General features: G+C 43.0%; 22 protein-coding genes. 11 read left to right on the forward strand and 11 right to left on the reverse strand.

Features of this window, described 5'->3' with window-relative positions; all coding sequences use genetic code 11:
• Window positions 1-631: 631 nt before the first annotated feature.
• From F902_RS02145 to F902_RS02155, 3 genes are all read right to left on the reverse strand, one after another.
• Complete coding sequence (locus F902_RS02145; RefSeq protein WP_005200674.1) at window positions 632-2,608, reverse strand: BCCT family transporter; 1,977 nt, start codon at window positions 2,606-2,608, stop codon at window positions 632-634.
• 152 nt (window positions 2,609-2,760) lie between these two features.
• Window positions 2,761-3,456, reverse strand: coding sequence for an ion channel (locus F902_RS02150; RefSeq protein WP_005200676.1), 696 nt, complete (start codon window positions 3,454-3,456; stop codon window positions 2,761-2,763).
• A gap of 43 nt (window positions 3,457-3,499) precedes the next feature.
• Window positions 3,500-4,096 (reverse strand): TetR/AcrR family transcriptional regulator, encoded by a 597-nt coding sequence (locus F902_RS02155; RefSeq protein ID WP_005200677.1) that lies wholly within the window; start codon window positions 4,094-4,096, stop codon window positions 3,500-3,502.
• 85 nt (window positions 4,097-4,181) lie between these two features.
• On the opposite strand from F902_RS02155, the gene F902_RS02160 reads away from it, so the two are divergent.
• On the forward strand, window positions 4,182-5,390 hold the full coding sequence (locus tag F902_RS02160; RefSeq protein WP_005200679.1) for an oxygenase MpaB family protein: 1,209 nt from the start codon (window positions 4,182-4,184) through the stop codon (window positions 5,388-5,390).
• 49 nt (window positions 5,391-5,439) lie between these two features.
• Here the strand turns inward: F902_RS02160 and F902_RS02165 are convergent, their stop codons facing one another.
• Both F902_RS02165 and F902_RS02170 read right to left on the reverse strand, forming a co-directional pair.
• Window positions 5,440-7,155, reverse strand: coding sequence for a cation acetate symporter (locus tag F902_RS02165; RefSeq protein WP_017402153.1), 1,716 nt, complete (start codon window positions 7,153-7,155; stop codon window positions 5,440-5,442).
• A gap of 1 nt (window position 7,156) precedes the next feature.
• Window positions 7,157-7,489 (reverse strand): DUF485 domain-containing protein, encoded by a 333-nt coding sequence (locus tag F902_RS02170; protein ID WP_004802016.1) that lies wholly within the window; start codon window positions 7,487-7,489, stop codon window positions 7,157-7,159.
• A gap of 185 nt (window positions 7,490-7,674) precedes the next feature.
• Between F902_RS02170 and F902_RS02175 the strand changes: the two genes are divergently transcribed.
• Window positions 7,675-11,169, forward strand: coding sequence for a hybrid sensor histidine kinase/response regulator (locus tag F902_RS02175; RefSeq protein WP_162180591.1), 3,495 nt, complete (start codon window positions 7,675-7,677; stop codon window positions 11,167-11,169).
• 315 nt (window positions 11,170-11,484) lie between these two features.
• Window positions 11,485-12,246 (forward strand): hypothetical protein, encoded by a 762-nt coding sequence (locus tag F902_RS02180; RefSeq protein ID WP_005200683.1) that lies wholly within the window; start codon window positions 11,485-11,487, stop codon window positions 12,244-12,246.
• Between the two features lie 44 nt (window positions 12,247-12,290).
• Here F902_RS02180 and F902_RS02185 read toward each other — a convergent pair whose 3' ends face one another.
• From F902_RS02185 to def, 3 genes are all read right to left on the reverse strand, one after another.
• Window positions 12,291-14,402, reverse strand: a complete 2,112-nt coding sequence (locus F902_RS02185) for a TonB-dependent copper receptor (protein ID WP_026057519.1) — start codon at window positions 14,400-14,402, stop codon at window positions 12,291-12,293.
• A gap of 74 nt (window positions 14,403-14,476) precedes the next feature.
• Window positions 14,477-14,914 carry a DUF2946 family protein gene (locus F902_RS02190; RefSeq protein WP_004656476.1) on the reverse strand — a complete coding sequence of 146 codons (438 nt, stop codon included), beginning with the start codon at window positions 14,912-14,914 and terminating at the stop codon, window positions 14,477-14,479.
• Between the two features lie 20 nt (window positions 14,915-14,934).
• The gene (def, locus tag F902_RS02195) at window positions 14,935-15,465 is read right to left on the reverse strand and encodes a peptide deformylase (RefSeq protein ID WP_004802009.1); all 531 of its coding nucleotides are present in this window, start codon (window positions 15,463-15,465) and stop codon (window positions 14,935-14,937) included.
• Window positions 15,466-15,587: 122 nt separating this feature from the next.
• Between def and F902_RS02200 the strand changes: the two genes are divergently transcribed.
• From F902_RS02200 to tsaC, 3 genes are read left to right on the forward strand one after another with little or no spacing between them, the layout of a single operon-like run.
• A complete protein-coding gene (locus F902_RS02200) occupies window positions 15,588-16,739 on the forward strand; it encodes a LysM peptidoglycan-binding domain-containing protein (protein WP_004802007.1) in 1,152 nt (383 codons plus the stop codon).
• A 10-nt stretch (window positions 16,740-16,749) separates the two neighbouring features.
• Complete coding sequence (gene dprA / locus F902_RS02205; RefSeq protein ID WP_005200687.1) at window positions 16,750-17,883, forward strand: DNA-processing protein DprA; 1,134 nt, start codon at window positions 16,750-16,752, stop codon at window positions 17,881-17,883.
• 36 nt (window positions 17,884-17,919) lie between these two features.
• On the forward strand, window positions 17,920-18,489 hold the full coding sequence (gene tsaC / locus F902_RS02210; protein ID WP_005200688.1) for an L-threonylcarbamoyladenylate synthase type 1 TsaC: 570 nt from the start codon (window positions 17,920-17,922) through the stop codon (window positions 18,487-18,489).
• A 394-nt stretch (window positions 18,490-18,883) separates the two neighbouring features.
• Here the strand turns inward: tsaC and F902_RS02215 are convergent, their stop codons facing one another.
• Together F902_RS02215 and F902_RS02220 are read right to left on the reverse strand one after the other, a co-directional pair.
• Window positions 18,884-19,804 (reverse strand): DMT family transporter, encoded by a 921-nt coding sequence (locus F902_RS02215; RefSeq protein ID WP_026057520.1) that lies wholly within the window; start codon window positions 19,802-19,804, stop codon window positions 18,884-18,886.
• Window positions 19,805-19,906: 102 nt separating this feature from the next.
• Complete coding sequence (locus tag F902_RS02220; RefSeq protein WP_412781861.1) at window positions 19,907-20,560, reverse strand: TetR/AcrR family transcriptional regulator; 654 nt, start codon at window positions 20,558-20,560, stop codon at window positions 19,907-19,909.
• Window positions 20,561-20,697: 137 nt separating this feature from the next.
• Between F902_RS02220 and F902_RS02225 the strand changes: the two genes are divergently transcribed.
• The 5 genes from F902_RS02225 to F902_RS02245 all read left to right on the forward strand — a co-directional run bounded on the left by F902_RS02225 (window position 20,698) and on the right by F902_RS02245 (window position 25,652).
• The gene (locus F902_RS02225) at window positions 20,698-21,924 is read left to right on the forward strand and encodes an MFS transporter (RefSeq protein ID WP_005200691.1); all 1,227 of its coding nucleotides are present in this window, start codon (window positions 20,698-20,700) and stop codon (window positions 21,922-21,924) included.
• A gap of 292 nt (window positions 21,925-22,216) precedes the next feature.
• Window positions 22,217-23,431 carry an MFS transporter gene (locus F902_RS02230; protein WP_005200692.1) on the forward strand — a complete coding sequence of 405 codons (1,215 nt, stop codon included), beginning with the start codon at window positions 22,217-22,219 and terminating at the stop codon, window positions 23,429-23,431.
• Between the two features lie 14 nt (window positions 23,432-23,445).
• Window positions 23,446-24,219, forward strand: a complete 774-nt coding sequence (locus F902_RS02235; RefSeq protein ID WP_005200693.1) for an AraC family transcriptional regulator — start codon at window positions 23,446-23,448, stop codon at window positions 24,217-24,219.
• Between the two features lie 118 nt (window positions 24,220-24,337).
• Window positions 24,338-24,883 (forward strand): glutathione peroxidase, encoded by a 546-nt coding sequence (locus F902_RS02240; RefSeq protein ID WP_004801991.1) that lies wholly within the window; start codon window positions 24,338-24,340, stop codon window positions 24,881-24,883.
• Between the two features lie 172 nt (window positions 24,884-25,055).
• Window positions 25,056-25,652 carry a hypothetical protein gene (locus F902_RS02245; protein WP_005200694.1) on the forward strand — a complete coding sequence of 199 codons (597 nt, stop codon included), beginning with the start codon at window positions 25,056-25,058 and terminating at the stop codon, window positions 25,650-25,652.
• A gap of 94 nt (window positions 25,653-25,746) precedes the next feature.
• Here the strand turns inward: F902_RS02245 and F902_RS02250 are convergent, their stop codons facing one another.
• A complete protein-coding gene (locus tag F902_RS02250) occupies window positions 25,747-26,166 on the reverse strand; it encodes a F0F1 ATP synthase subunit epsilon (protein ID WP_005200695.1) in 420 nt (139 codons plus the stop codon).
• Window positions 26,167-26,178: the final 12 nt, after the last annotated feature.

The raw sequence follows: 26,178 nt of genomic DNA on the forward strand, positions 1-26,178 counted from the left end.
TTCGAGAAATTTTTACCATTCAATCAATGAAATATTTTCGATCGATCAACCAGTAAAAATCCACACAAGTTGTTCTTCTATTCTCTTAATGATCTTCTCGATGATTCGTCATCATCAAGCTAGGTCGGCTATATTACTCTCAATTTCTTAAAAGTCAACAGGTAATTTAGATATTTAGCAAACTTATCAATCAACCCAAGAATCCAACCTTTTTAGCCAAATCCTTGTTTCTCAACAAGTTTTTATCTGCATCACCGCCGATGGATGTGCATTCTACAGCATTTCAGTTCAGGTGCAAGCACTTTTAAAAATTAAATTATTCGGTTGCTTTATTTTTAAACTTTAACTTATCTAATTTACTGATTTATATAATTTAAAATTTATTAATTATCTTAAAAGTGAATTTAAACAACGTAAACAACTGTAATTTAATGGTTTTTTAATAAATACGCTTTAATTATCAGCGGGAAAACAACTTTATTTTTATATTTAGCTTTTATTTTAGCCACCCCACTTCGCTAAAAAGCCTTTCCTGCATCCTCTGCATGCTTAAAATACACTCACCCAAATAAAAACAACGGCTTTGATACGCTCAAAACCGTTGTTTTCAATATTGCATTCAGCATTTCGATTAAGACGTTGTGCCTCTCACAATATTTAGGAAGTAAAGATGACGTTCATATTGATCAATAATGTCCTGAATCAAATCTTCTTGCGTCCAATCCATCACATCATAGTTTTGCCCACCCTCACGCAAGAACACTTCTGCCTGAAAGTAATTGGCCTCATCTTCATCTGCCCGCCCTAACATAAAACTAGGGGGAACAGTGGCATGCGAAACCACTTTATAGGTAAAGTTAATTTCATGGTGATGATCGACATGCAATTGCAGACCATTTTCGATTTCACGAATCTCCACTTCCAAGTGACGGCGTTTGAATTCGCGCTGAATACTTTCAAAAGCTTTGCGGACTTGCGTGTCAATATAGTGCTGAACTTCAGTTTCAGTATGCGGATAATGCATGATTAAACCTAAACGCTGCTGCCAACTCCTTGGATTATTAATCGCTCGCGGTGTAATTCGCGCCTCTTGAATGGCATTCATTTTGGTGACATCTAGCTTCAAGGCTTTGAGTAAGCCCCAACTCATCAGCAACATAATAAAAGTAAAAGGCAATGCACTCATAATAATAGAGGATTGCAATGCAGACAGACCACCAACCAACAGCAGGATAATGGCCAAGGCTGCCATCAAAACGGTCCAAAATAGTCTTTGCCATGTTGGAGAATTCTCAGTTTTAGCGGTCAGATAATCGGTAACCAAAGCACCCGAATCCGCAGATGTTACGAAAAAGAGCATCACCAATACGGTTGCCAGCAAACTCATCACACCCGAAAATGGCAAATGATTCAAAAACTCAAATAAAGCGACTGAAGAATCCGTTTGCACGGCATGAAGCAAACTTACATTATGCTCCTGCATAATACTAAACAGTGCGGCATTACCTAAAAAGCCCATCCAGATAATGGTAAAACCTGTCGGAATCAATAACACCCCAACAATAAATTCACGGATGGTTCGACCACGCGACACACGGGCAATAAACATGCCTACAAACGGCGACCATGAAATCCACCATGCCCAATACATAATGGTCCAACCGCCAATCCAGCCATTCGGTTGATAGGCGTAGAGGTTAAAGGTCATGCCAAAGAGGTTCGACATATACGAACCCATGTTTTGAATGGTGGTTTGAAGCAGATAGATACTTGGACCAGCAATAAATACAAAGGCCAACAATACCAACGCCAAAATTAGATTGAGTTCGGAAAGGCGTTTGACCCCTTTATCCAGACCTAAAAATACCGACATGGATGCTAAAGCACTGACAAAAATAATCAGGATCACCTGAACATTGCTGCTTTGTTCAATACCAAATAGATAATGCAAACCTGAATTGATTTGCGTCACACCAAAACCTAAAGAAGTTGCCACCCCGAAAACCGTACCAATGGTGGCAAAGGTATCAATCCCATCCCCCCAAGGGCCATAGATTTTCTTACCAATAATTGGATATAAGGCGGAACGGGTTTTTAATGGCAGATTATGCCGATAAGCAAAATAGGCCAAGGCCAATCCAACCACGGCGTAAATTGCCCATGCATGCAAGCCCCAATGGAAAAAGGTAATTCTCAAGGCTTGCTGTGCAGAAGCAACACTTTCAGGATCACCACTAGGTGGGCTAACATAGTGCATCACCGGCTCAGCCACACCGAAGAACATTAACCCGATCCCCATCCCTGCGGTAAACAGCATGGCAAACCAAGAACCATTGCTATATTCGGGTTGGCTGTGATCAGGGCCTAATTTAATTTTGCCACTGGCCGAACAGGCAATATAAATCAGTAAAATCAAAAACACCGCAACAGAGAGGACATAGAACCAGCTAAACGAGTCCGTGATCCATTGCTTCAGTTGTTGTGTCAGAAATTCAAATGAACTGGGTGCGATAATGACGATTGCGATAAAAATCGCAATAATAATCACCGTGCTTAAAAACACGTTTGGATTCACATTCGCAAACTGCGAAGATGGCTTGGAAGGCATAATTCCCTCACGTTATTCTAATGATAATGGACAGGCCATGATGGCCAAAGAAGACATTCACAATGTGAATAAAAGCGAGCTTAAAGCATGTAAAACTCGATACTAATTATAAAAAATGTGAAAAATAAAGCAGTTGTAATGCTGTAACAAAGCTATTCTTTATCATTGGCGTGTTTTGGCGCATGTGCAATATACTGTAAGGCAATGAGGCGAGACACCACCACAGCCAAATACATGACCCCACCAAACATTTGCAGCATTGCCAACACTCTGGCCGCAGGGCTGATCGGGATTAAATCCGATAATCCAGTTGCGGACTGCAGACTAAAACTCAAAAACAATAAATCGAGCCAATGTTGTAAGGCTTGAGCTTGATTGGGATTTTGAAAACTATTTGGCAGGATTAACTGACAGATACTATATAAGAAGGCAAAAGCCCAAGCGATGAGGGTAAATACTGCCCCTGCTGCAAACAATTCATCTCTGGTAAGATAGCGATCCGCAAACATATAGCGCAATAAACCATAAGCCGCATAAAAGTAAGCCAAGGCTTCAAAACTATGCGCAATAATTTGTATGGTCCGATTGCCATATCCAAGAAAAATTAAAATCGAAAATAAGAACGCACCACTGACAAAGACCAAGCCCCAAAAGGTAAATACAGGGCTTTGTCGAATCACTTTAGCGATGATCAATAAGGCCAATACGCCCAGCGACCAAGTTAAAGCACGAAATTCACTGTCGCCAGTGGTCAACATATATAAAATCAACAAGGCCAATTGAACCAGCAATAACCATGCTGATGGAAGTAAGCGAAGGCTCTGCCAAAATTGTTTTAACGTTTGCATGTTGTTATTCCTAAATCTTGTTCTGGTTTTCTTATCAATCGCATCATACTGCATCTAAAAATGAAACAATCATTTTCGAGAGTTCTTGTTGTAGTCGTTGTTCTTCAATAAGAAAAGTATTTTTACTGGCATAACGCATCATGGTAAATAGAGTACTGTTAATAATCACAAAAGACTTATGTTTTAAAGTTTCAAAATCCCACTGCGGATAGTAACGACCAAATAAATACATGCCGATTTCCAAGAAGTGTTGCTCCAACACCTGTGCCGCTTCCGAGTCACTATAGGCATGCCAGTTTTTTAAGATTTCGATAAAAAAACCTTGATCAGATTTCAAAGATTCAAAGCCAAAAGCAATACTTAATGTGATGATGTCTTGAATAGAGGTTTGTTGTTGCAGCATCACCAGTTGCTTTAGGGCTTGCCCCAAGCTTTCACTTTTACGTAACAATAGTTCTGCGATGATTTGTTCTTTATTTTCAAAATACTGATAGATCGACCCAACACTAACGCCTGATTTTTCAGAGATTTTAGGCGTAGTCACCTGCAAAACCCCATATTCAGAAATACATTTCTGCGCCCCTTCCAAAATGCTTTCGACAATCATTTTGGCACGTTGCTGCTGTGGTCTTTTTCTCATAAACAAACTCGACTGGAATGTGAATTGAATGCGAATAATTATTCATATTAAGCTTTGATTAAATAACAATCACAGGCTTTATGCAATGCAAAGCATCATTAAACCTAAACGCTTGGCTGCGTTTGAAGACATGAGTCAGTCCAATATCAAAACCAGAATTCTGAGTTATATGACTCATCAGCAGGTTCAACCAAGCTATGAAGAGTATCAGGCACTGAATACCGCTCTGCAAAGTGGTGATCAACCCATGGACCAACTGCTGCTATGGGTGCTACAGAATCCAAAACAACATCGTAAATACTTTGAAACGGCGCTATATCAAGGTCTCGATAAACTGCCACATGAAATTCCGGAACTCACTACCTTCTTTCAATTCGTTGAACAAAAACCTGCTTGGTATGATCAAAACAAAATTGATACTGCACTGAAATTTACCTATCGCTTGGGAATCAATAACGGTCTTATCCTCCGAGATTTATCCCTAATGACCGGCTATATGTACCCTGGTTTTAACCAACCCTTGGTCCTGACAGGCGCATTAAAAAAACAGGCAGGTACACGTTTAGCTGAAACCACCAAATGGTGGGTCGATATCACCGAACAAAATGGTTTTGAACGTTTTAGCAAAGGTTTTACCTCAACCATTTTTGTGCGTTTTATTCATTCACTCGTGCGTCATCAACTGCAAAAATCAGAAAAATGGGATGCCGACACTTGGGGAGTTCCGATCAATCAATATGATCAGGCCATGACCAATATCGCTTTTAGCGGTGTGGTATTGCTTGGGATACGGGCTTTAGGCATTTTTCCGAGCAAACAAGACGTCGATAGCTTTTTACATTTCTGGAAATACGCAGGCTGGCTAATGGGCGTTGAAGAAAAATGGTTGGTCGATCATGAAGCCGATGGTTGGAAACTGATGTACTGGATGCACTTCGCACATCCTCAATCTGATGACAGCAGCATTTCATTGGGTTCCAGTCTTTCCAAAGAACCTTTTGAGCGAAAATATCGCTATCTACGTTCTTTCCAACAGAAACTGGCCTATAAGCAACATTTAGAAATTACCCAGTTCTTTATTGGCCGTAACAAAATGCAGAAGCTCGGTTTAGCTCCACAATCAGCCTCTTGGTTTGCTTATTATCTGATTGGTCGTAATTTAGCCTTATATACAGGTGCTAAACATATCCCAAAGTTAAACAGCTTCCTTGAACAAAATGGACGACAGCTACAACGCATTGGTTTGTCTTTATACCGCAATCAAGGGCAGCAACTGGCCAGTATGCATCAATAAGCCATAAAAAAGCCCTCAATCAATGAGGGCTTTTTATGCTTGGTTTTGATTAGTGATCTGACGCGCCAGACGCACCGATCCCTGTCATTGAACGAACAAACTGAGCATCAAAGGCTTTACGCTCTTTCTCCGCACGTGCTGATTTGTCAGTTACAGAGAAGAACCAGCAGCAGAAGAATGAGAGTGGCATTGCAAATAATGCTGGACCATTGAATGGGTTTGGCGCAGTTTCAGAAATTGCCAAAGTATCGACCCAAACCGCTTTAGACAGAATGATTAAGCTCACCGCACCAACCAAACCAACCACGCCACCAATCACCGCACCACGTGTAGTCAAACCTTTCCAGAACATTGATAACACGAGGATTGGAAAGTTTGCACAACATGCGACTGAGAATGCTAAACCCACCATGAAGGCAACGTTTTGCTTCTCAAACAAGATACCCAAGATCATGGCAAAGATTGCTAAACCTAAAGTTGCAATTTTTGACATCTTCAATTCAGATTCAGGGGTCGTTTTGCCTTTTTTGAACACGTTGGCATACAAGTCATGTGAGATCGCTGAAGCACCTGACAGGGTCAAACCAGCAACCACTGCAAGAATTGTCGCGAATGCAACCGCTGAAATGAAGCCCATGAACAAGTCACCACCCACTGCATCACTTAAATGCACGGCAGCCATGTTGTTACCACCCACCAACTCTAATTTTCCTGTTACTGCCGCTTTTGCAACATCAAGGAATTGTGGATTGTTCGCAACAAATAGGATTGCACCAAAACCGATAATGAAGGTGAGCAGATAGAAGTAACCAATAAAGCCTGTAGCCACCACAACTGATTTACGTGCTTCTTTGGCATCTTTTACTGTAAAGAAACGCATCAAGATATGAGGTAAACCTGCCGTACCAAACATCAACGCAAGACCAAGTGATAACGCATCAATTGGGTTTGCCGCGAGTTTACCTGGCCCCATGATTTTGGATGCTTCTTCCCAGCTCATGCTATGCGCTTGGCTATACACACCAATGGCTTGGTTAAACATATTGGTGAAGCTAAAGCCAACTGCTTTCATCACCATAAAGGCCATGAAAGTCGCGCCACTGAGTAACATCACCGCTTTGATGATCTGCACCCAAGTCGTTGCCAACATACCACCAAAGATCACATAAGCCATCATCAATAGACCGACGATCACAACTGCGATGTTGTAGTTCAAACCGAATAGCAATTTGATCAACTGACCTGCACCCACCATCTGTGCAATCAGGTAGAACGCAACCACAACCAATGAGCTAAATGCTGCCAAAGTACGCACTGGCTTTTCTTCCAAACGGAATGACACCACGTCTGACAAGTTATATTTACCCAAGTTACGTAAGCGTTCCGCAACCAGGAAAAGTACAATTGGCCAACCCACCATAAAACCAAGTGAGTAAAGTAAGCCATCAAAGCCTGAACTAAAAACTAAGGCTGAAATACCCAAAAATGATGCCGCTGACATATAGTCACCCGCAATCGCCAAACCATTTTGGAAACCACTGATTCCACCACCTGCCGTATAAAAGTCTTGTGCAGATTGAGTTTGCTTTGCCGCCCATTTGGTAATGAACAATGTGAAACCGACAAAGATCGTAAACATAATGATCGCATGCCAGTTAGTCGCCTGCTGTTCAGCAGCACCTAGGTCTGGGCCCGCGAATGCAATACTTGAGCAGCAAAAACTGAGCAGCGTAAACAGTATCGCTTTAAATGATGTCCCTTTCATCTCAGTGCATCCCTTTTTCATGTGCAATGGCCTCAACTTCCTTGAGGGCTGCTTCATTCAGTTGATCAAGTTTCGTATTGGCAATATAGGAATACACACCACATAATAAAAATGACAATACGATAATGCCTAAACCAAGGGGAATTCCCCATGTGGTTACACCACCGCTAAATGAACTTGCTAAAAATTCTTTGTTATAGCCAACCAAAAGCATAAACCCAACGTAGATAAACAGCATGATTGCTGTTAATGTCCAACTTAATGTGCGCTTTTTGCTGACCATCTCTTGAAACTTTGGATTTCGTAGAATTCGATCTACCTGTGAATCATCCATAATTGACTCCTTATTTTTGTGTCCAACCGTGGACCCCTTTTTCACATGGGATTTTTCATTATCCAAAGTAACAAGATTATGCTTGACTCGTAACTTAGACTTTGGTCTCTAAATGACAATCTCTACTCCTTGCTATACCTGCACTTCGGGTATGATAAAAAATGGAATTTGATCACGTGAGCAATATGAACAGCTGGCTTATTCTTGGTGTCCTTGCCCTGTATATTGTGCTGTTATTCGGCTGCGCTTTTTTTGGTGAAAAACATGCCAGCCGTTTAAGTACCCGCGGCCGTATGCTGCTGTTTAGTTTGACTTTAGGGGTCTATTGCTCATCATGGACCTTTTACGGCGCGACGGGTGCTGCGGTACGTCAGGGGGTTATTTTTCTACCGATTTATCTTGGTCCTTTGCTGTTCATCTGGTTTGGTTATGACATCTGGAAACGCTTAGGTCGGATTCGCCAACATCATGCCATTTCTTCGATTGCCGATTTTGTCGCAGCGCGTTATGGCAAAAGTGGTAGCTTGGCCGCACTGGTGACCATCCTTGCTGTGATTGCGATCGTGCCTTATCTGGCTTTGCAACTGCGTGCCATTGCCCTCAGTGCATCGGTCATTCTTGAACAAAATGCGCATATCCATACCACCACCAATAGTGTGTTAGTGCTGACTGCGGTACTGGCAATTTTGGCGATGATTTTTGGTACCCGTCATATTGCCCATACCGAACAGCACGGCGGTTTAATGCTGGCAGTGGCGTTTGAATCCTTTGTTAAACTATTTGCACTGCTCTGCGTCGCTGCTTTCTTCTTATTACAATCACCTGACAATATCAAACAGGTCAGCAGCGATGTCAGTCAGCATTTCCATGACTTGCAACAACTGGGTGTGCCTGAGACTTTTTGGGTTCAGACTCTACTTGCAGGCTTAGCCATGATTTGCTTGCCGCGTCAATTTCATGTGGCAGTGGTCGAATTACGGGATGAAAAACATATTCGTGGCGCAAGACGCTGGTTCGCGGCCTATCTGATTCTGACTGTGATTGCGATTATTCCGATTGCCAGTTGGGCTTTACACTCTTTACCTGAATCACTTGGTACACCTGATATTGCGGTATTGGCTCTGCCTTTAAGCTATCAACAAGAATGGTTGGCTTTATTGGCCTTTTTAGGCGGCTTTTCGGCTTCGACAGGCATGCTATTAGTAGCTTCGGTCGCACTGTCGATCATGCTCAGTAATGACCTGATCATGCCCGCATTATGGCGCTTTAAAATCATTTCTCGCCATGATCAGCACCTACCTCGTGTACTCAAATTAACACGTCGCATTAGTATCGTCAGTGTGATGCTATTGGGCTTCTTATTCTTCCATTTCTTTAACGATATCAATCAACTTTCAGTCTTTGGCTTATTGGCTTTTAGTGCGGTGGCACAGTTTTCTCCAGCCTTGATTGGTGGGCTATACTGGCGTGGTGCAAGTCGCCAAGGGGTTTATGTCGGCTTACTCATGGGCTTTGCCATGTGGAGCTACACACTACTGTTTCCAACAGTATTGCGTAGCCTACCAGATCACTATCAGGAATTTGCACAACACCTATTACTATTTGGGCCTTTTGATATTAATGGTCTACGTCCAGAGGCTTTGCTTGGTTTCGAATCCTTTGCTCCCCTCACCCACGGCGTGCTGTGGTCACTGGGTCTTAATGTGGTGCTGTATATCTGGGTGTCTCGTCTATATCGTCCAAGTGTGGCAGAGCAAATTCAGGCAGAAAGCTTTTTTTATTATGAAAGTAAACCACTGCCATCAGCTCAGTCCAATACGGATTTAACCGATCTACACCTGAATGCCGCACGCCTGAAAGTCGGTGACTTATTGGCTCTGGCTAAACGGGTTACGGGCGATAAGCCAACCCTTCAAGCATTCCAGCAATTTTGTGAACAAAACCATGTGGTGTTAAATGAAAATCACGTTGCCAATGGTATGTGGTGGCGTTTCACCGAGCAGTATCTGGCAGGGATTATTGGGGCAGCCTCTGCCCGTACCTTATTGACTACTGCCATGATTAACAATGGTTTGGCACTCGGACAAGTCGCCAATATTCTCGACCAAGCCTCACAATGGCAACGTTTTAACCAAAACCTGCTCATGACCATGATCGACCATATGACTCAAGGCGTCAGTGTGGTGGATAAAAATATGTGTTTGGTGGCGTGGAACAACCAATATCTCAAGCTATTTGATTATCCTAAAGATCTGGTCTACGTCGGCTGTCCAATCGCAGATCTGATTCGCTATAACGCTGAACGCGGTGAATGTGGTCCCGGACCTGTCGAAGAACATGTGCGTAAACGCCTGCACTGGATGAAAGTGGGGAGTGCACATGAGTTTGAGCGGATTCGTAAAGATGGTCTGGTCATTCAGATGCGTGGTAATCCCATTGAAGGTGGGGGTTTCGTGACCACTTTCGCTGATATTACCGCCTTCCGTGAAAATGAAGCGGTGTTGGAAGAACGTGTCAGTGATCGAACTCAGCAGCTTGCCAATGCATTGACAGAACAACAACTCGCGCTAGAACAAGCCGATAAAGCCAATCAATCGAAAAGTCGCTTCCTTGCCGCAGCCAGTCATGACCTATTACAACCCATGCATGCGGCCCGTTTATTTAGTACCGCATTAGAGCAAAGTGTACATTCAACCGAAGACCAACAGACCTTACAACAACTGGATCGCGCACTCTATGGTGCAGAAAGTATGCTCTCTGCTCTCCTCGATATTGCCCGTTTGGAAGGCGGCACGATTCAGCCAAAACGCCAAGCTTATGCACTGCATGACTTATTAAATGATCTGGAATTACAGTTCAAATCGATTGCTGCTCAACGCAATATTCATCTGTCTGTTCACGACACTAAATTTTGGGTCGATACCGATCCGCAATGGATGCGACGTATTATCCAGAACTTTGTCAGCAATGCATTGCGTTATACCGCTCAAGGTCGTGTGGTGGTTGGCGTGTTACGTTCTGCACAACGCCCAAATCATATTCGTATCGGGGTTTGGGACACAGGACCCGGTATTCATGAACAACAACGCCTGAAACTATTCCAAGAATTCGAACGCTGTGGCCATACTTCGCCTTGGGGCGAACAAGGTCTTGGTCTCGGACTTGCCATCGTACAACGTATGACCAGCCTGCTTGATTTTCCTGTGCATGTCTATTCGGAACTGGGTAAAGGCTCTTGCTTCATGATTGAAGTACCAATCGCTGAAGCGCCAAAAATTCAAATGGCGGTACCGCATGTGCCGGCACTGCAACATACCGCCTATAAAGTGTTGTGCTTGGACAATGATGAAACCATTTTAGAAGGCATGCGCACTTTACTCAGCAAATGGGGCTATCAGATTTTTACTGCAACAGAACCTGAGCAAGCCCTGCGACTGATTGAACAAGAGGATATTCAGGTCTGGCTGATCGACCAGCATTTGAACCATGATCAACGTGGTCTAGACTTCATTGAACAACATCGACTGGCCCATATTCCAGTCGCGCTGATTACCGCAGATTCGGACCCAGAACTTCCGCAATACTTAAAACAGCAGAATATTGTATTGTTGAGAAAACCACTCAAACCAGCAGGCCTGCGTGCGTGGCTATCTGGTTTAAAAATCATGCCCATGCAATAACTAGCAAAATATTTTGCAACATAGGCCAAAATGATCAAAACAATGCACTTTGCTCGATAATGAATTGACCAAAGTGCTCAAATCATTATTGGCTATGGCAAAAACGTTCACTTACATTAGTGAACGTTTGTACACTTACTTACAATTTAACAAGTATTTGTTTTTACTATTAAATTTTACCCTTAAAATTACATCTACAACTTTAGTCGTATTCTACTTGTTTTCTCGATACCGCATAAATTGATCAAGTTCAACGAAACCTAGACCTCGGCTTGTTGGGTTTCTCATTACAAATTGTCAAAAAGGACATTGATCATGAATAACAGTCACCCTTCAACTGACCATAGCTCACAACAGTTTTATCGCCAATACAGTGCGAATGCCCTGTTACCTGAACTGGACTGGCAAACCATCTTTATACACAGCAAACTGGATGACACCCATTTACGCGCATTGAATACGCTTTACCAAGCCGCTGTTCCACTGGCACTCAATGTCTTTAATCAACTCAATTTTGATGTGTTTGCACCTGCGGCCTACCACCCACAAGGTTTAGGTTTATTTGAAAAACTGGCAGAGCAAGAAGATTCTTTCTTAGACGCACTCGAAGCAGAATCATCCCATCTTGATCATGAAACACGCCATCAAATCTGGAGCATGCTATTACGTGGCGGTGCGGTATTGGTATTTAAAGCATGGTTAGGACATGTCAAAGGGGGTGAAAACCAACTGGATAAAACCCAGTTTGATGAACTGTCAGATTTACTGTTTATCAAAACGCGCCCTGAACAATTAGCGCAACGCTTAAAAGTCGATGCCAATGCGGCTTTGACGCATATTTTCTTAATGTATGAAAATGATGTGTTCTTAGACCATTTTAATAGCTTGGAAACGGCCGCTTTATTTGTTGATTTAGGCGTTTATGATGCTGCATTCTTAAGTCTGCGTGATGATCGCGTCGCAGAATACCTCAAAGCCAAAGGCTATGTGACCCAAGAACAAATCGATGACTTGCAATGTGCATTGAATCCATTGTACTGCGATAGCTTAATGCCAAAACAAGACTGTTTGGCTTAAACTCAGAAAAAACAAGGTGGCTCAGCCACCTTGTTTTTTGTTAATTAGAACTTCATGCTCATACGCATCCAGTAGTTTCGACCCGTATTATTGAATTGCTCTTCACTGGCAAAACCAAAACCCGAACTACCGGCTTTATTCAGGTGCTCGGTATAGGTCTTATCCAAGACGTTATCTACCCCTACAGAAAGATCGATATCTTTATTGAGACTATAACTACCATTCAATGAAACCGTTGAGAAACCTGCACTTGGTTTCAAGTCATAACCCACGATGTTACCTTGATGCAAGCTGATGCGATTTTGCTGATCCACTACGCGCCACAACATACCCAGTGTATATTTATCAGCAACATAACGTAGATTCACACGACCTTCCAAAGGTGCGATTTGTGGTAACGGTGTATTGTCCGTGGTATTTTTACCCCACGCATACATCGCACTCACATCTGCTTGAATGTGATCGCTAAACTGATAACCAATGCCTGCCTCAGCACCCGCAATGGTTGCATCCACATTCTTCGCACCAGCAGTAATGCCACTGCTGCCATGCCCACCATGTCCACCTGCATGCATATGGCTATGATCGTGATAATTCATCAGAATATAGTCATCAATCAACCCTGCGTATGCCGACACCCATGAGTTAAATGCCCCCTGCTGCTGAGTAAAACCAAGATCTAACTGCAAGGTTTTCTCTGGACGTACTCCATTAAAGGTATTGCTCGAACCTGCATTACCATGTTCAGGACTGAATAACTCCCAATAATCAGGCATACGTTCCACATAGCCCAAGCCCACATAACTGTTCACGCCATGCTCGGCATTTTGATTTTCCAAACGGACAAACGCACTGGGTAAGGTTTTTTCAAGCTGGGTATTGAAACCTTTGGCTTTAGAATCCGCACGCTCATCATCAACAGTGACTTGGTCTACACGAGCACCTGTCACAATCTTGTTCTGCGGGTTCAACTGATAGCTCAACTCACCAAAAGCACCATAAGACTGGAAGCGCATATCCTGACGGAAAGGTACATTCATCGATGTCATAGTCGGCGAGAACATACTGCCACCATGCTTATTAAACTGAGAATCGACCCCAGTGATTAAGCTCCATTGATCCCATTCAGAAGTCATGGCCAAACGAGAGTTCAAGGTACGGCGTGTCACTTGCATCGCCATCGGGTTTGGCATCAACATGCTGTGTCCACCATGTTGCATTTCAACCAATGGTGGTGTCCGTAGGCTATAATTATCCATAATATGGTCGTTATAGCTGTAGTTGACCTGAGCTTCAATTTTCTTGATTACATCAGTGACATTTTTCTTTTCAAAACGTAGACCTAAGCTTTCACGGGCGAATTGTGCCCCATCCATACCACGACCAGCATATTCAGCCTCACCATCCGCTTTACCACCTGTCAATTCAAGCCAAGTGTTTTCATCTGGGGTCCAGCCCAATGCAACATCGGCATTCCAGCGCTCCCATGAGGACGGGATGGTGTTGCCATCGCCATCTTGATAACTATTCGATTCAGAGCGGTTGGCATTTAAGCGGATATATTTTTTCTCATCACCAATCGCCGCTTCAACATTCTGGTCTAAACGCCCAAATGAACCCCACAATACACTCGCCTGTCCACGATAGGGTTTGTCTTGGGTGAGCTTTTCAGGTTCACGTTCAAAGATCACCGTTGCTGCTGAACCGGTATTGGCATATTGAACCGTTTGTGGTCCTTTAATCACTGAAATTCGATCATAGCTTTCAGGAGAGATATAAGAGGTCGGTGCATCCATACGAGCAGGACATGCACCAAGGTTCTCCGTACCATCGGTTAAAATCTTGATGCGGGAACCAAACATACCACGAAAGGTCACATCTCCATTGGTGCCACCGCTTTGTATTGAGTTAAAACCCATAATACTTTGTAGATAGTCGGCACCATCTGTCGCTGGGATGGGTTGAATCGGTTTCTTAGGATCGGCTTGCACCACCAAACCATTGCTCTCATTCGGTTGTTGTGCAGTGACCACAATCGGTGCCATTGAGACATGTGCCTGCTCATGCTGAACAGGTTCTGCCCACGCCATTGCGGTATTTGAAGCAGCCAAGATCGCAACCGTCAGCGGTTGTAATAAAAATTTAGGTTGAGCCATCATCGGTCTCTCTTAAAACATAGATAAAACAGAGCCAGAGTTCCAAAAAACCCTAACGAAAAGAAAGTTTTAATTTATGCAAAGAGTGGCGGAGCCCGCCCTTGAGGCAACAAGAACAACCGTTGCAGTGCAAAATAAACATGCTTAAAGGCTTGTTGATACGCAACTAAACGGATTTGGATACGGACCAGAACCTCTTTCACCCCCAATTCAGGCGGCAATACTAGATTGGCATAGACCGTACAATACTGACATTGGTGGTTAGGATCGTGATGATCATGTTGTGGCATCGACACTTGAACATGTTCAAGCTGATGCTCGTGATGCTGAGATGCATGGACCGAATGGCTATGCGAAGCTTGTAGCTTCGGTAATAACAACGCCTGAGTAATGGTTTCACAGACAGGCGCGATTTGATATTGCTTCGGAAGTAGCGGCTGCAAGAAAACCGCAATCTGTAAACAGACCGCGGTTAAAGCAAGCAGCAAGCCACAACGAAACAAAGAGAGCATCTTTAAAAAGTGTCTATCGCTTAACGTTTGACGCTTACTTTTTCTTTTTCACGTTGACGAACCACTTTTTCCACTTTCTCACGTGCACGTTGACGCTTTAATGGCGATAAATAATCAACAAAAAGTTTGCCATTTAAGTGATCCATTTCATGTTGGATACAAACAGCGAGAAGTTCGTCAGCTTCTAACACAAATGCTTGACCTTCAAGGTTAATTGCCTCGATTTTTACGCGTGACGGACGCTCAACTTTGTCGTATATTTGAGGCACAGAGAGACAGCCTTCTTCATACGGCTGAGTATCTTCGGTCAGTGGAATGACTTTGGGGTTAATGAACACCATTGGTTGGTTTTTCTCTTCAGAGATGTCCATAACAATAAGCTGAATATGATGATCAACCTGAGTTGCCGCTAAACCTATACCCGGTGCCTCGTACATGGTTTCAAACATATCTGCTGCAAGCTGACGAATATCATCAGTGACTTCTTCGACTGGTTTGGCGATGGTACGAAGGCGGGGATCAGGAAAACTTAGAATAGGTAATAAGGCCATACAGTCGTCCTCACTTATGCCATTGATCAAAAAACCAACTAAAGGGAATACTTGATCAAAAAATTGTGTGTAAAGTCGTTATTATAACGCAACTACACACATAATTTTTAGGAATTATGATAATGAAAAAGGTTTTAAACGGCATACACTCATTTCATGCCTTGGGGTTAAAAAAACAACTGATTGCCGCTGCAATTTGTGCGGGATTAGGCATGAGCATTAATTTCGCCCACGCAGCCAGCCCAAATGTCAGTCCACCTTCAGTGAAAGTCGGTGCGCCACATGTTTATGTGGTGAAAAAAGGCGATACGCTTTGGGATATCTCAGGGAAATTTTTAAGTAAGCCTTGGCGCTGGCCAGAGATATGGGCAAGCAATAAACATGTGAAAAACCCGCACTGGATTTATCCAGGCGATCGCTTGCTGCTGTGCAGTTTGAACGGTAAACCATTGATTGGTAAAGATGAGGGCGATGGCTGTGACGGTATCATTCGTCGCTATACAGGCAATACCTCAAATTTACGTCCTCAAGTCCGTGTTGAGGCCTTGAATAATAGTGTTCCTGTTATTCCTTTGGCACACATTCAGCAATGGTTAGAGCGTACCTCGGTCCTGCCAGCAGATGCGATTGCCAATACCCCTTATATCTTGGGCACAGCAGACAACCGCGTACTTGCAGGTAAAGGTCAAAGTGTTTATGTGCGTGGTAAAGGCCTTGAAAACGGTCAACGTTATGGCGTATTCCGTGAAGGTGAGCCGTACATTGTATTGGACCAAAATGGCAAGAAACAGAATCTTGGGGTTGAGCTGACGCAAGTGGCTTCGGCTGTTGCCATTCGCAATGAAAATGACATCACTACAGTTGAACTCACCGATAGTTATAACGGTGAAGTTCGTCGTGGCGATCGGGTGATGGCTGAACAGGATGCTATGCTACCAACCTTATTCTACCCAATTGATGCCAATCAGGTAAAAGACGGCGGCAAAATCATTCGTGTGATGGGATCTATTGGTACAGCAGCCAAAAATGGCGTGGTCACCGTTGATCGTGGCACCGCTGATGGCGTTGAAATTGGTCAAGTATTCAGTGTCTATCAAGATGGTGAAGTGGTCAGAGATCCAAAAACCAAAGAGAAAGTGAAACTCCCTGGACAATACCTAGGTAGCGCCATGATCTTTAAGAGTTTTGATCGTATCAGCTACGCCTATATCCTTGAAAGCGAGTTACCGATCAAGCTTGGCTCGGATATTAAGCCACCTCGTTTAGATGACTAAGTAAACGCCTATGTTGAATCAATTATCACCTCATCACTATCACACTGTGTTGGTGTGGTACTTGGTTCAGCATTCGCTGTCGAGTTTCAGCAAAATTCAGCAGCACTTTGGTGGTTGTGAACAAGCAACACAGCCTCATCGTTTATCAGAATGGTCGCAACTGGGCTTACACGCCAATCACTTAAAACGTTTAGCAGAATTTCAAAGCCCTCTGGGTCAACAACAATTCCAACAACTACTTGATCTGGTTTGCAAATATAGCGATTTTATTTTAACGCCTGATGATATTGGCTACCCAACTCAACTGCTACCTTATGCAGATCGTCCACCCATTTTATTTGGACAAGGTCAGGCGCAAGCCTTATTACAACCACAGATTGCCATGGTCGGCAGCCGAAAACCGAGTCCACATGGACGCCAAGTCGCTTATGATTTTGCCTATTATTTAAGTGAAAAAGGCTTTTATATCAGCAGTGGTTTGGCCCATGGGATTGATCAAGCCGCACATCAAGGTGGATTAGCACATCAGCGTACGATTGCAGTGACGGGTACAGGCCTCGATAGCGTCTACCCCGCTCAGCACAAACAACTAGCACAACAAATTACCCAATCTGGGGCCATCGTAACGGAGTTTCTGCCAACGACAATGCCCTTACAACAGCACTTCCCAAGACGCAATCGGATCGTCAGTGGTCTGAGTTTGGGTGTCTTAGTGGTGGAGGCTGCACTGAAAAGTGGCTCTCTCATCACGGCAAATGAAGCAGCCAATCAAGGTAAAATGGTATTTGCGATTCCTGGGCATATTTATAGTGAACACCATCAAGGCTGTCATCAACTGATTCGCGAAGGTGCCATTCTGGTCGATCATCCCGAACAGGTCATCGAAGATTTAGCGCTACCGACGCAATGGCAAACCCAACAACACTCAACAGATGAAGCCAGTACTGCTCCTCCGCCGAGCCTGCCCGCACATTTGATTGCGTTGTATCAGAGTCTGGACTGGATTGGACAAGATTTGGATCAACTGGCGCTGCACCATCCAATTACGATTGCAGAGCTGACCGCCCAATTAATGGAATTGGAATTACTCGGTTTATGCATGCAACAAGCAGGACGCTATTTACGTTGTCGCCCAATGCATTAAACTAGTCATACTCTCCCCTATTTTCACATACATCCCATGATTACGTCCTCTATTTCTGAAGCAGCTCAACTTTTAAAACAAGGACAAGTTCTAGCTTATCCGACAGAAGCAGTTTGGGGATTGGGTTGTGACCCCTTCAATGAGCAAGCGTTTCAGAACATTTTAGAGCTCAAACATCGTCCCGTTGAAAAAGGCGTGATCTTATTGGCTGGGCATTTAGACCAAGTCGAACATTTACTGCAAGGCTTGAACGCTGACCTGCGTCAGCAAGTGATCGCCAGTTGGTCGAATCGCCTTGAGACAGAACGTGCCACAACGTGGCTACTCCCAGCTGATCAAAGTATTCCAATATGGATCAAAGGCCAACACCCTTTGGTCGCAGTTCGTGTCACGACGCATCCACTGTGCATGCAGCTATGCCAGCAATTTGGCGGCTTTATTGTCTCGACCAGCGCCAACCCAGCAGGTCTCTCACCCGCACAAAGCTTAGAAGAAGCGCAGCATTACTTCAGCACTTCATTAGATTATCTCGAAGGTGATTTAGGGTTGAGCCGAGAACCAAGTCGCATTTTGAATGCACTGACAGGTGAAGTTGTTCGCGCCTAATTAGGTGAATAGCGGACAAAAAAAAGCTCAGTTATATAGGGATAACTGAGCATAAAAAGGATGTGTATAATCACATCCAGAGGGTCCGTAAATTTGGTGAGCAACCTATTCATTCTAAAAATGAATCATCTTGCTGTGCTTGCTATTATGAGGGAATCGTCCCATTTATACAAATATATTATTTATCTAACAAAAAGTGTGAAAAGCGTACCAATTTTGTCACTTCCTCATTTTCAATAAAATTATATTTATATTTTTATTCAGCTTTTTTTTGATCATAAATTTAGTAAATCTTAAAAATATATTTGCAAATCATATAGAAAGCACAGTCACCAAAAAATATTTTTGGTGCGTTTGTTGATATTTTAAACAAACGCACCATCAACTTTCACATTTAGGATGCTGACTCAGCCAGCGGAGCCGATACTTTAACCGTTTTCTTCTGCGCCATAATGATCCCCATCAGGATCATCAGACCACCAATGGTATGATAAATTGTCCAGTGCTCTGACAACCATAAACTGGCAATAATCGCAGTGAATACCGGCATTAAATTCATGAAAATACTGGTCCGGTTTGGGCCAATCGCCTGTACGGCCACCATCCATAATAACGGGGCAATCAGTGACGGGAACATCCCTGCATACAGCACACTTGCTGCATTTTCAGCATTAATTCCATCTAGGCCAAGCCAGAGTAAAAATGGGACGTGGTACAATAGCGCAAACGCAATTTGTACGTACAGGCTGGTCATCAATGGCAATTGTAGCTGCCATTTTTTCAAGAACACGCCATAAAACGCATAGAAACCAACAGCCAGTACCATCACTGCATCGCCCCAATGTCCACCCTGCTCAAACAAACTAGAAAGATGGCCTTGGCTCATGACATAGATCAAACCCGCAAAGGACAAGAGGCTGCCAAAAATCGCAAAACGGTTTGGTGCATCTTTTAAAATGAAATAAGAGATAAAGATGGTAAAGATCGGGACAAAGGCATTCACAATGCCCATATTGGTTGCTGTGGTATAGTGCGCTGCTGTATAAGAAAGACCTTGATATAACACCATCCCAAAGGCGCTCAACGCCGCTAATTTAGGAAGATACGGCGCAATTAAAGCACGTTGTTTCCATACTTTTGGCAACATAAACGGTGTCAAAATAATAAAGGCAACAAACCAACGATAAAAACTAATACTCACAGGCGAAATATAGTCCGCCACATAGCGTGTCACGGCAATATTCAACGACCAAATCAAAACCGCAATCAAGGGCAAGACAAAAGCCCATTTTTGGTACTTACTTAACCGACCCATCATTTTCTCACCCTATCTCAGCAATGAGAGTATTGTGAAAGATGTCCAAAATAATTGAAATATCGTATTTCAGACATTTATATCGCAGTCACGACATGGGGTTTAGAACAACTCCCATCCGCGCATCGCGTGTTCAACCACCTTATGCAGTTGTTCAACAGTCGCCCCATCTCGTGCTTGAATCGTCAGCCCCTGCACAACCGTTGCATAGAAGTCGGTCATTTCCTGTAAAGGCGCTGTTGCTGGCAAATCACCGTTGGCAACGCCCTGCTCTAACCGCTCAAATAGTTTTTGCTTGGTCTGCAAACGTTTTTCCAGAATATTGTGTTGCACTGCCTGTGCATTGTCCGAGCAGTTCATGGTCGCAACAACCAACATACAACCAGTTGGTTTATTGGGTTGAGCCAAACGTTTAACGTTGTCATATAAATAAAGCTCAAATGCAACTTTAGCGGTTTTGGCTTCTAAAAAAATAGGAACAATCGGACAAGCTTCATGGGCCAAATAATAGTCGATGCATTTATAAAACAGACCCGCTTTATCACCAAAGCTACTATATAAGCTCGGTGCAGTCAGCTCTAGCGCTTGTGTTAAATCGCTGATCGACGTGGCTTCGTAACCATGCTCCCAAAATAGCAACATGGCTTTTTCCAAAGCCTGCTGCTCGTCAAAACACTTTGGACGGCCACGCTTTTTTTTCAAGCTGTCATCACAGGGTGTTGGCAGAGGATCAGGTGCATTTGTCATAACAGTCACAGGTATTTTCATAACGATCACTATCAAATTAATTGACGCAGCAACATTAATCAACTATTTTATTTTATATCGATCGTTATAAAAAATTACTACTTTTCAATTTTATTGTTATCTCACTAACAATAAAGGGAATTTTTATGGAAAATCCATCTGCAACTGACCTCAGCTCACTGGAGTCAACTCCCTCACAAGGGAACTGGCTCGCATTGCTCTCTGTTACATTTAGTGCTTTTGCCTTGGTCACAGGTGAGTTTCTTGCGATTGGTGTACTCAATGATATCGCACGAGACTTTCAAGTCTCGGTTGGAACAGCAGGTCTAACCGTTTCATTGACCGCAATCGTCGGTATGTTTGCTGCAGTGCTAATTCCAATTTCGGCGAAGACACTGGATCGACGAACTCTGTTACTGATGCTCACCTTGTTAATGATTGTTGCCAATCTTCTCACAGCATTTGCGCCTAACTTTATCCTGCTATTAATCGGACGTATCATTCTGGGCCTTGCTGTTGGCGGATTCTGGGCCACTGCGGTTGCTTTAAGCGGTCGCCTTGCACCGCCTCATTTACCGATTGCCAAGGCAACGGCTTGGGTGGCCTTCGGAGTGACCTTGGCCAGTGTATTGGGTGTCCCGATGGGCACATGGTTGGCTCAGTATAATGGTTGGCAGACCTCTTTCACCGCAATTTCATTGATGGGCGTGTTACTGTTTATCTTCCAGTATCTGTATCTGCCTCAACTCAAACCCGCCTCTTCATTGCGTTGGAAAGAACTTCCGATCCTGTTGCAACATCCTGCAGCGCGTAAAGGTCTGATCATCTTTATTTTTATGGGCTTTGCACATTTTGCGGCTTATAGTTATTTTTCTGCCTTTTTTAAGCATCAGTTGGACTTCTCTGATGGTCTAATTAGTCGTTTACTGCTGGTCTATGGAATTGCAGGGATTTTTGGCAATATTTTTGCAGGCTATCTAGGTCAGAAGAATATCCGTTATACCTTTGCAGTCAGTGGTATCACCTTCTTCTTTGCCTTTCTGTGCTTACCGCTGTCTGGAGCACATGTCGTCTCTGCAATCATCTTGACTGCTTTATGGGGCTTCGCTTATGGCATTATCCCAACCGCAGTCAACATCTGGATGTTTACCCATGCGCCTGAAGCCGTTGAAAAAGGCATGCCAATGGTGACATTGACCTTTTTAATCTTGATTGCGCTGGGCAGTATGTTTGGCGGCATTATCGTTGATTATTTTAATGGTACGGTCTTATTTTTCGCCATGCTGCCATTGGTCCTCTGCTCTTTGGTATTAATTTTTACACTGGCACGGGGCCTGAATAACCCTAAAATCCATTATCAAAAGAACGGATAAAAGCAGAGATCATACTGAATCCCCCCTGCTTAGATATTTCTTCTATCCGCATCATGACTAGTCGCCTCTACACAACCTGTTAAGGCGACTCTATTGATTCATTTCCATTTGCGCATAACTTTCCCAAGCTATGCATATTTATCATAAGCCTTACAAATATTTTTATAACGATCACTATTAAATTAATTGACGCCCTTGAATTTATCTACTATTTTATTTTATAGCGATCGTTATAAAAACTTAATTTATTCTTAACCCTTTTGTCATCTTAATGACAAATAAGGACATTCACATGGAACAATCCACTTCCTCAACTGCACGACCCATCGAAACCACGCAAGGCAGTTGGTATGCAATTTTAGCTGTTGCCATTGGTGCTTTTGCATTGGTGACCAGCGAATTCTTGCCAGTAGGCGTACTGAATAGTGTCGCGGCAGATTTAAATATTTCCGTCGGGACTGCAGGTTTAATCATTACCTTACCTGGGGTGATGGCTGCAATTGCTGCACCACTATTACCTATTTGGGTCAAACAACTTGATCGTCGCTATGTATTGATCTTATTGACTGCAATTATGGTCATAGCCAACACCATTACGGCATTTGCCGATAACTTCAATGTGTTATTACTCAGCCGTCTAGTACTCGGAATTTCAATTGGTGGTTTCTGGGCAACCGCAATCGCGCTCAGTGGTAAGCTTGCACCACCCCATTTACCTATCGCCAAAGCCACTGCAATTGTGATGGCTGGTGTTACTTTTGCCACTGTCCTAGGCGTTCCAATCGGAACATGGCTGAGTGAGTTCTATGGTTGGCGAAGTGCTTTTGGCATTACTGCGGTGATTGGACTACTGGTTTTGGTTCTACAAGTGATTTTCTTACCAAAACTGAAACCTGAGTCTGCTATTCATTTACGCGACCTACCTGCATTATTGCGTACCCCCAAAGCACGTAGCGGCATGTTAATCGTGTTACTGATTGGTCTTGCTCACTTCTGTGCCTATAGCTACTTGGCACCCTTCTTTAAAAATATTGCAGGTTTTAACGGCACCACCATTAGCTCATTGCTTCTGCTTTATGGTATTGCAGGTATTTTTGGTAATGCCTTTGCAGGCTATAGTGGCAATTTAAATGTGCGCTATACCCTTGCCTTTGTCGGGATCTGTTTTGCAATCGTCTTCTTTGGCTTTCCAATCTTTGCAGTTCATGAGTTTGGTGCGATTGTACTGACCGCCTTATGGGGTTTTGCTTTCGGTGCTTTCCCGACCTCAGCCAATATCTGGATGTTTGTGCATGCCCCTCATGCAGTGGAAAAAGGGATGCCTCTGTTCGTGGGCATGTTCCAAGTCATGATTGCCATAGGTTCACTGCTCGGTGGTTATGTGGTTGATCATTTCAATGAAAATATCTTAATTTATGGTGTAATTAGTTTTGTTGCCTTAGCTTTGATTAGTATTTTTACTTTAGCCAAAGGTCTAAACAATCCTAAAGTAACTTACGAAAACTAAAATGAGCCCCTTAAATGAAGCATGATGTTGCTGAACAATTTCCCTTTTTACATGGTATAGAAGTGCATGAATTTCTATATCAAAAAGACGATATTGTCACACCTCATTCTTCACTTTGGGGTGATTTCAATTTCAGTTTGAATGGGACTTTAGAATTTGATATTGAAGGTCAATACTACCTATCACCACCGAGTTATGGATTGTGGTTACCCTCACGCACCGAACATCAATCACTCCCTGTTGAACATGAAATTCATTATATTTGTATCCGCCTGCATCCGAAGTTTGGCGATTTCTTAGGAAATACTTGTCGTTGTTTTAGTATTGAGCCTTTCTTTCGGGCATTGGTACTGCAAATCTTAGAGCAACAAAAACAAGCTGCTCCCCCTGAATATCTCGAACACCTGCTACAAGTGCTGTTCGATCAGCTCAAACAAGCACCTGCTTATTCACATTACTTACCGCAAAGTAGCCATCCCATTTTATCGCCAATCTTAGAGAAGCTGTCTGATCCTGAGTTATTTAATAGCAGTTTACAGCAGGTATTACAGAACTTTACAGTGAGCGAGCGGCATGTGCTTCGTCTGAGCCAGCAAGAGTTACAGCTGTCGCTATCAGAATGGCGCAATCGCGCCAAGATTATTTTTGCCATTAACCAAATTCGCCAAGGAATGACCATTAAACAGTTGGCCTTTGCTTTAGGCTATCACCACAGTTCCAGTTTTATTGAGTTCTTTAAGCGCTATACGGGACAGACCCCCATTCAACTTAAAAATGCCTCCCTCTAAAATAAAGGCTTGGTTTTTCTGATTATTTGTATGGATTCATATCAAGAGCATTGCACTCTGTAGCAATAGCAGTTAAAACAAACGGGTATTGTCACAACAACAAATTAGGACGTATTCCATGAGCCAATCGGTTTATCACATTCCAGTTAAGGACATCAAAGGTCAAGAAGTCGATCTAGATCAATATCAAGGCAAAGTGCTGTTGATCGTTAACGTAGCATCAAAATGTGGTTTAACACCGCAATATGAAGGTTTGGAAAAACTGTATCAAGCCAAAAAAGATCAAGGTTTAGAAATTCTTGGTTTTCCTGCAAATAACTTCTTAGAACAAGAACCGGGATCAAATGATGAAATCCAGCAGTTCTGCTCACTGAACTATGACGTACACTTCCCGCTTTTCGCAAAAATCTCTGTTGCGGGTGAGGATAAACATGCTTTATATCAAACCCTGACCCAAGCGATTCCAGAGCGTCAAGGCGAAGGTCCATGGTGGAAAGACTTAGTCGATTATGGTTTAACGCCAAATAACCCACCAGAAGTGTTATGGAATTTTGAAAAATTCTTAGTGAATAAGAATGGTGAAATTGTTGCTCGTTTTGCACCAGATATTACTGCGGATGACGAGCGTATTGTCAGCGCAATTGAAGCAGAATTAGCGAAATAATTTTTAGAAATAAATAGAAAAGAGCATTTAATCTGCTCTTTTCTATTCAAAACCTAGAAAGTCCTTCATCTCTCTGTTTTCATCAAACTGTTGCTGAATTGCAAAAATCACTTCTTTCTCCACACTTTCTCATTATAGTGACCATCTTCTTATAATCTGGTGTCGTTCAGCCATGATGGAAAATCTATCTCTCAAAGCCATTCTCTCTGTATCTACACTTGCGGTGGCATTAACGCTCACTGGCTGTGACCAAGCTCCCCAAGATAATGAGCAAGCTGAACAAACAACTAAGTTTGAACAGGCAGACACAGCTTCTGAAAATGAAGAAAGTGCAACAACAGTCACTCAAGACCCCCAACCCTTAAGTCGTGGCAATATGTTGAACATCGCCCGTGATATTGCCAAGTTGCAAATCGAGACTGATGACTACGTCACGCTGCTTAAGCAATCACAAAGCAATCTTGAACAAGCGATTCAAGATAAAAATGTGCAGAGCCTGCAACAGACAACAGGTACTTTAAGCCAAGAATTGAATGGTTTACATGATGCCTTGCTGGCACTCAATTTAAAAAGTACGGAAGTGGATCAAATTCGCCAAAGCTTATTGAGTGCAAATCAACAATTACTGAATATGCCGCTATTGCATGGTCAAACCGATCTTTCAAAAATTGATTTCGCCAAGATAGAAAAGCAGTTGAATACGATTCAAATGGATATGGTAAAACTGGCAACATTGGTCTTAGGAAATAAAGACGAGTCAAATACTTAAAAGCATCGATTGTTTAACTTCAAATTCAGGTTTCAAAATACATGAGACATAAAAAAGCCACCTTACGGTGGCTTTTTTATGTCAAACCTGCAAATTACAATGCGCGGTTTTTTATCTTACGAATCGTTTCGAGCTGACCTGCAATCTCAGATAGAGATGCGAGTGCAGCAGCAGAGTCTAAGTCACTCTTTTGATTTGCTAGCAATGCTTCAGCTTGTTTACGAGCATCTAAAATTGCAGCTTCATCTAAATTGTCAGCACGAACTGCAGTATCTGCAAGTACGGTAACAACATGAGGTTGAACTTCTAACACACCGCCAGATACATAAACGATTTCTTCTGTACCATTTTCCAACTGAACACGAATCGGGCCCGGTTGGAGTAAAGTTACGAGTGGTGCATGCCCTGGTAAAATACCAAGTTCACCGCCCGCACCTTTTGCGATTAACATCGTAACTTGTCCAGAGTAAATTGACTCTTTAACACTTACGACATCACATTGCATAGTCGCCATGAGATGATCTCC

The sequence above is a fragment of the Acinetobacter higginsii genome (genome assembly GCF_000369525.1).
Taxonomy (GTDB): Bacteria; Pseudomonadota; Gammaproteobacteria; order Pseudomonadales; family Moraxellaceae; genus Acinetobacter; species Acinetobacter higginsii.

Coding starts and splice junctions, on each gene's coding strand:
- F902_RS02245 (WP_005200694.1), top strand. CDS start 25,056: ATGATGGAAAATCTATCTCTCAAAGCCATTCTCTCTGTATCTACACTT.
- F902_RS02215 (WP_026057520.1), bottom strand. CDS start 19,804: ATGGGTCGGTTAAGTAAGTACCAAAAATGGGCTTTTGTCTTGCCCTTG.
- dprA (WP_005200687.1), top strand. CDS start 16,750: ATGTTGAATCAATTATCACCTCATCACTATCACACTGTGTTGGTGTGG.
- F902_RS02170 (WP_004802016.1), bottom strand. CDS start 7,489: ATGGATGATTCACAGGTAGATCGAATTCTACGAAATCCAAAGTTTCAA.
- F902_RS02235 (WP_005200693.1), top strand. CDS start 23,446: ATGAAGCATGATGTTGCTGAACAATTTCCCTTTTTACATGGTATAGAA.
- F902_RS02180 (WP_005200683.1), top strand. CDS start 11,485: ATGAATAACAGTCACCCTTCAACTGACCATAGCTCACAACAGTTTTAT.
- tsaC (WP_005200688.1), top strand. CDS start 17,920: ATGATTACGTCCTCTATTTCTGAAGCAGCTCAACTTTTAAAACAAGGA.
- F902_RS02145 (WP_005200674.1), bottom strand. CDS start 2,608: ATGCCTTCCAAGCCATCTTCGCAGTTTGCGAATGTGAATCCAAACGTG.
- F902_RS02185 (WP_026057519.1), bottom strand. CDS start 14,402: ATGGCTCAACCTAAATTTTTATTACAACCGCTGACGGTTGCGATCTTG.
- F902_RS02150 (WP_005200676.1), bottom strand. CDS start 3,456: ATGCAAACGTTAAAACAATTTTGGCAGAGCCTTCGCTTACTTCCATCA.
- F902_RS02230 (WP_005200692.1), top strand. CDS start 22,217: ATGGAACAATCCACTTCCTCAACTGCACGACCCATCGAAACCACGCAA.
- F902_RS02240 (WP_004801991.1), top strand. CDS start 24,338: ATGAGCCAATCGGTTTATCACATTCCAGTTAAGGACATCAAAGGTCAA.
- F902_RS02165 (WP_017402153.1), bottom strand. CDS start 7,155: ATGAAAGGGACATCATTTAAAGCGATACTGTTTACGCTGCTCAGTTTT.
- def (WP_004802009.1), bottom strand. CDS start 15,465: ATGGCCTTATTACCTATTCTAAGTTTTCCTGATCCCCGCCTTCGTACC.
- F902_RS02155 (WP_005200677.1), bottom strand. CDS start 4,096: ATGAGAAAAAGACCACAGCAGCAACGTGCCAAAATGATTGTCGAAAGC.
- F902_RS02160 (WP_005200679.1), top strand. CDS start 4,182: ATGCAAAGCATCATTAAACCTAAACGCTTGGCTGCGTTTGAAGACATG.
- F902_RS02225 (WP_005200691.1), top strand. CDS start 20,698: ATGGAAAATCCATCTGCAACTGACCTCAGCTCACTGGAGTCAACTCCC.
- F902_RS02190 (WP_004656476.1), bottom strand. CDS start 14,914: ATGCTCTCTTTGTTTCGTTGTGGCTTGCTGCTTGCTTTAACCGCGGTC.
- F902_RS02200 (WP_004802007.1), top strand. CDS start 15,588: ATGAAAAAGGTTTTAAACGGCATACACTCATTTCATGCCTTGGGGTTA.
- F902_RS02175 (WP_162180591.1), top strand. CDS start 7,675: ATGAACAGCTGGCTTATTCTTGGTGTCCTTGCCCTGTATATTGTGCTG.
- F902_RS02250 (WP_005200695.1), bottom strand. CDS start 26,166: ATGGCGACTATGCAATGTGATGTCGTAAGTGTTAAAGAGTCAATTTAC.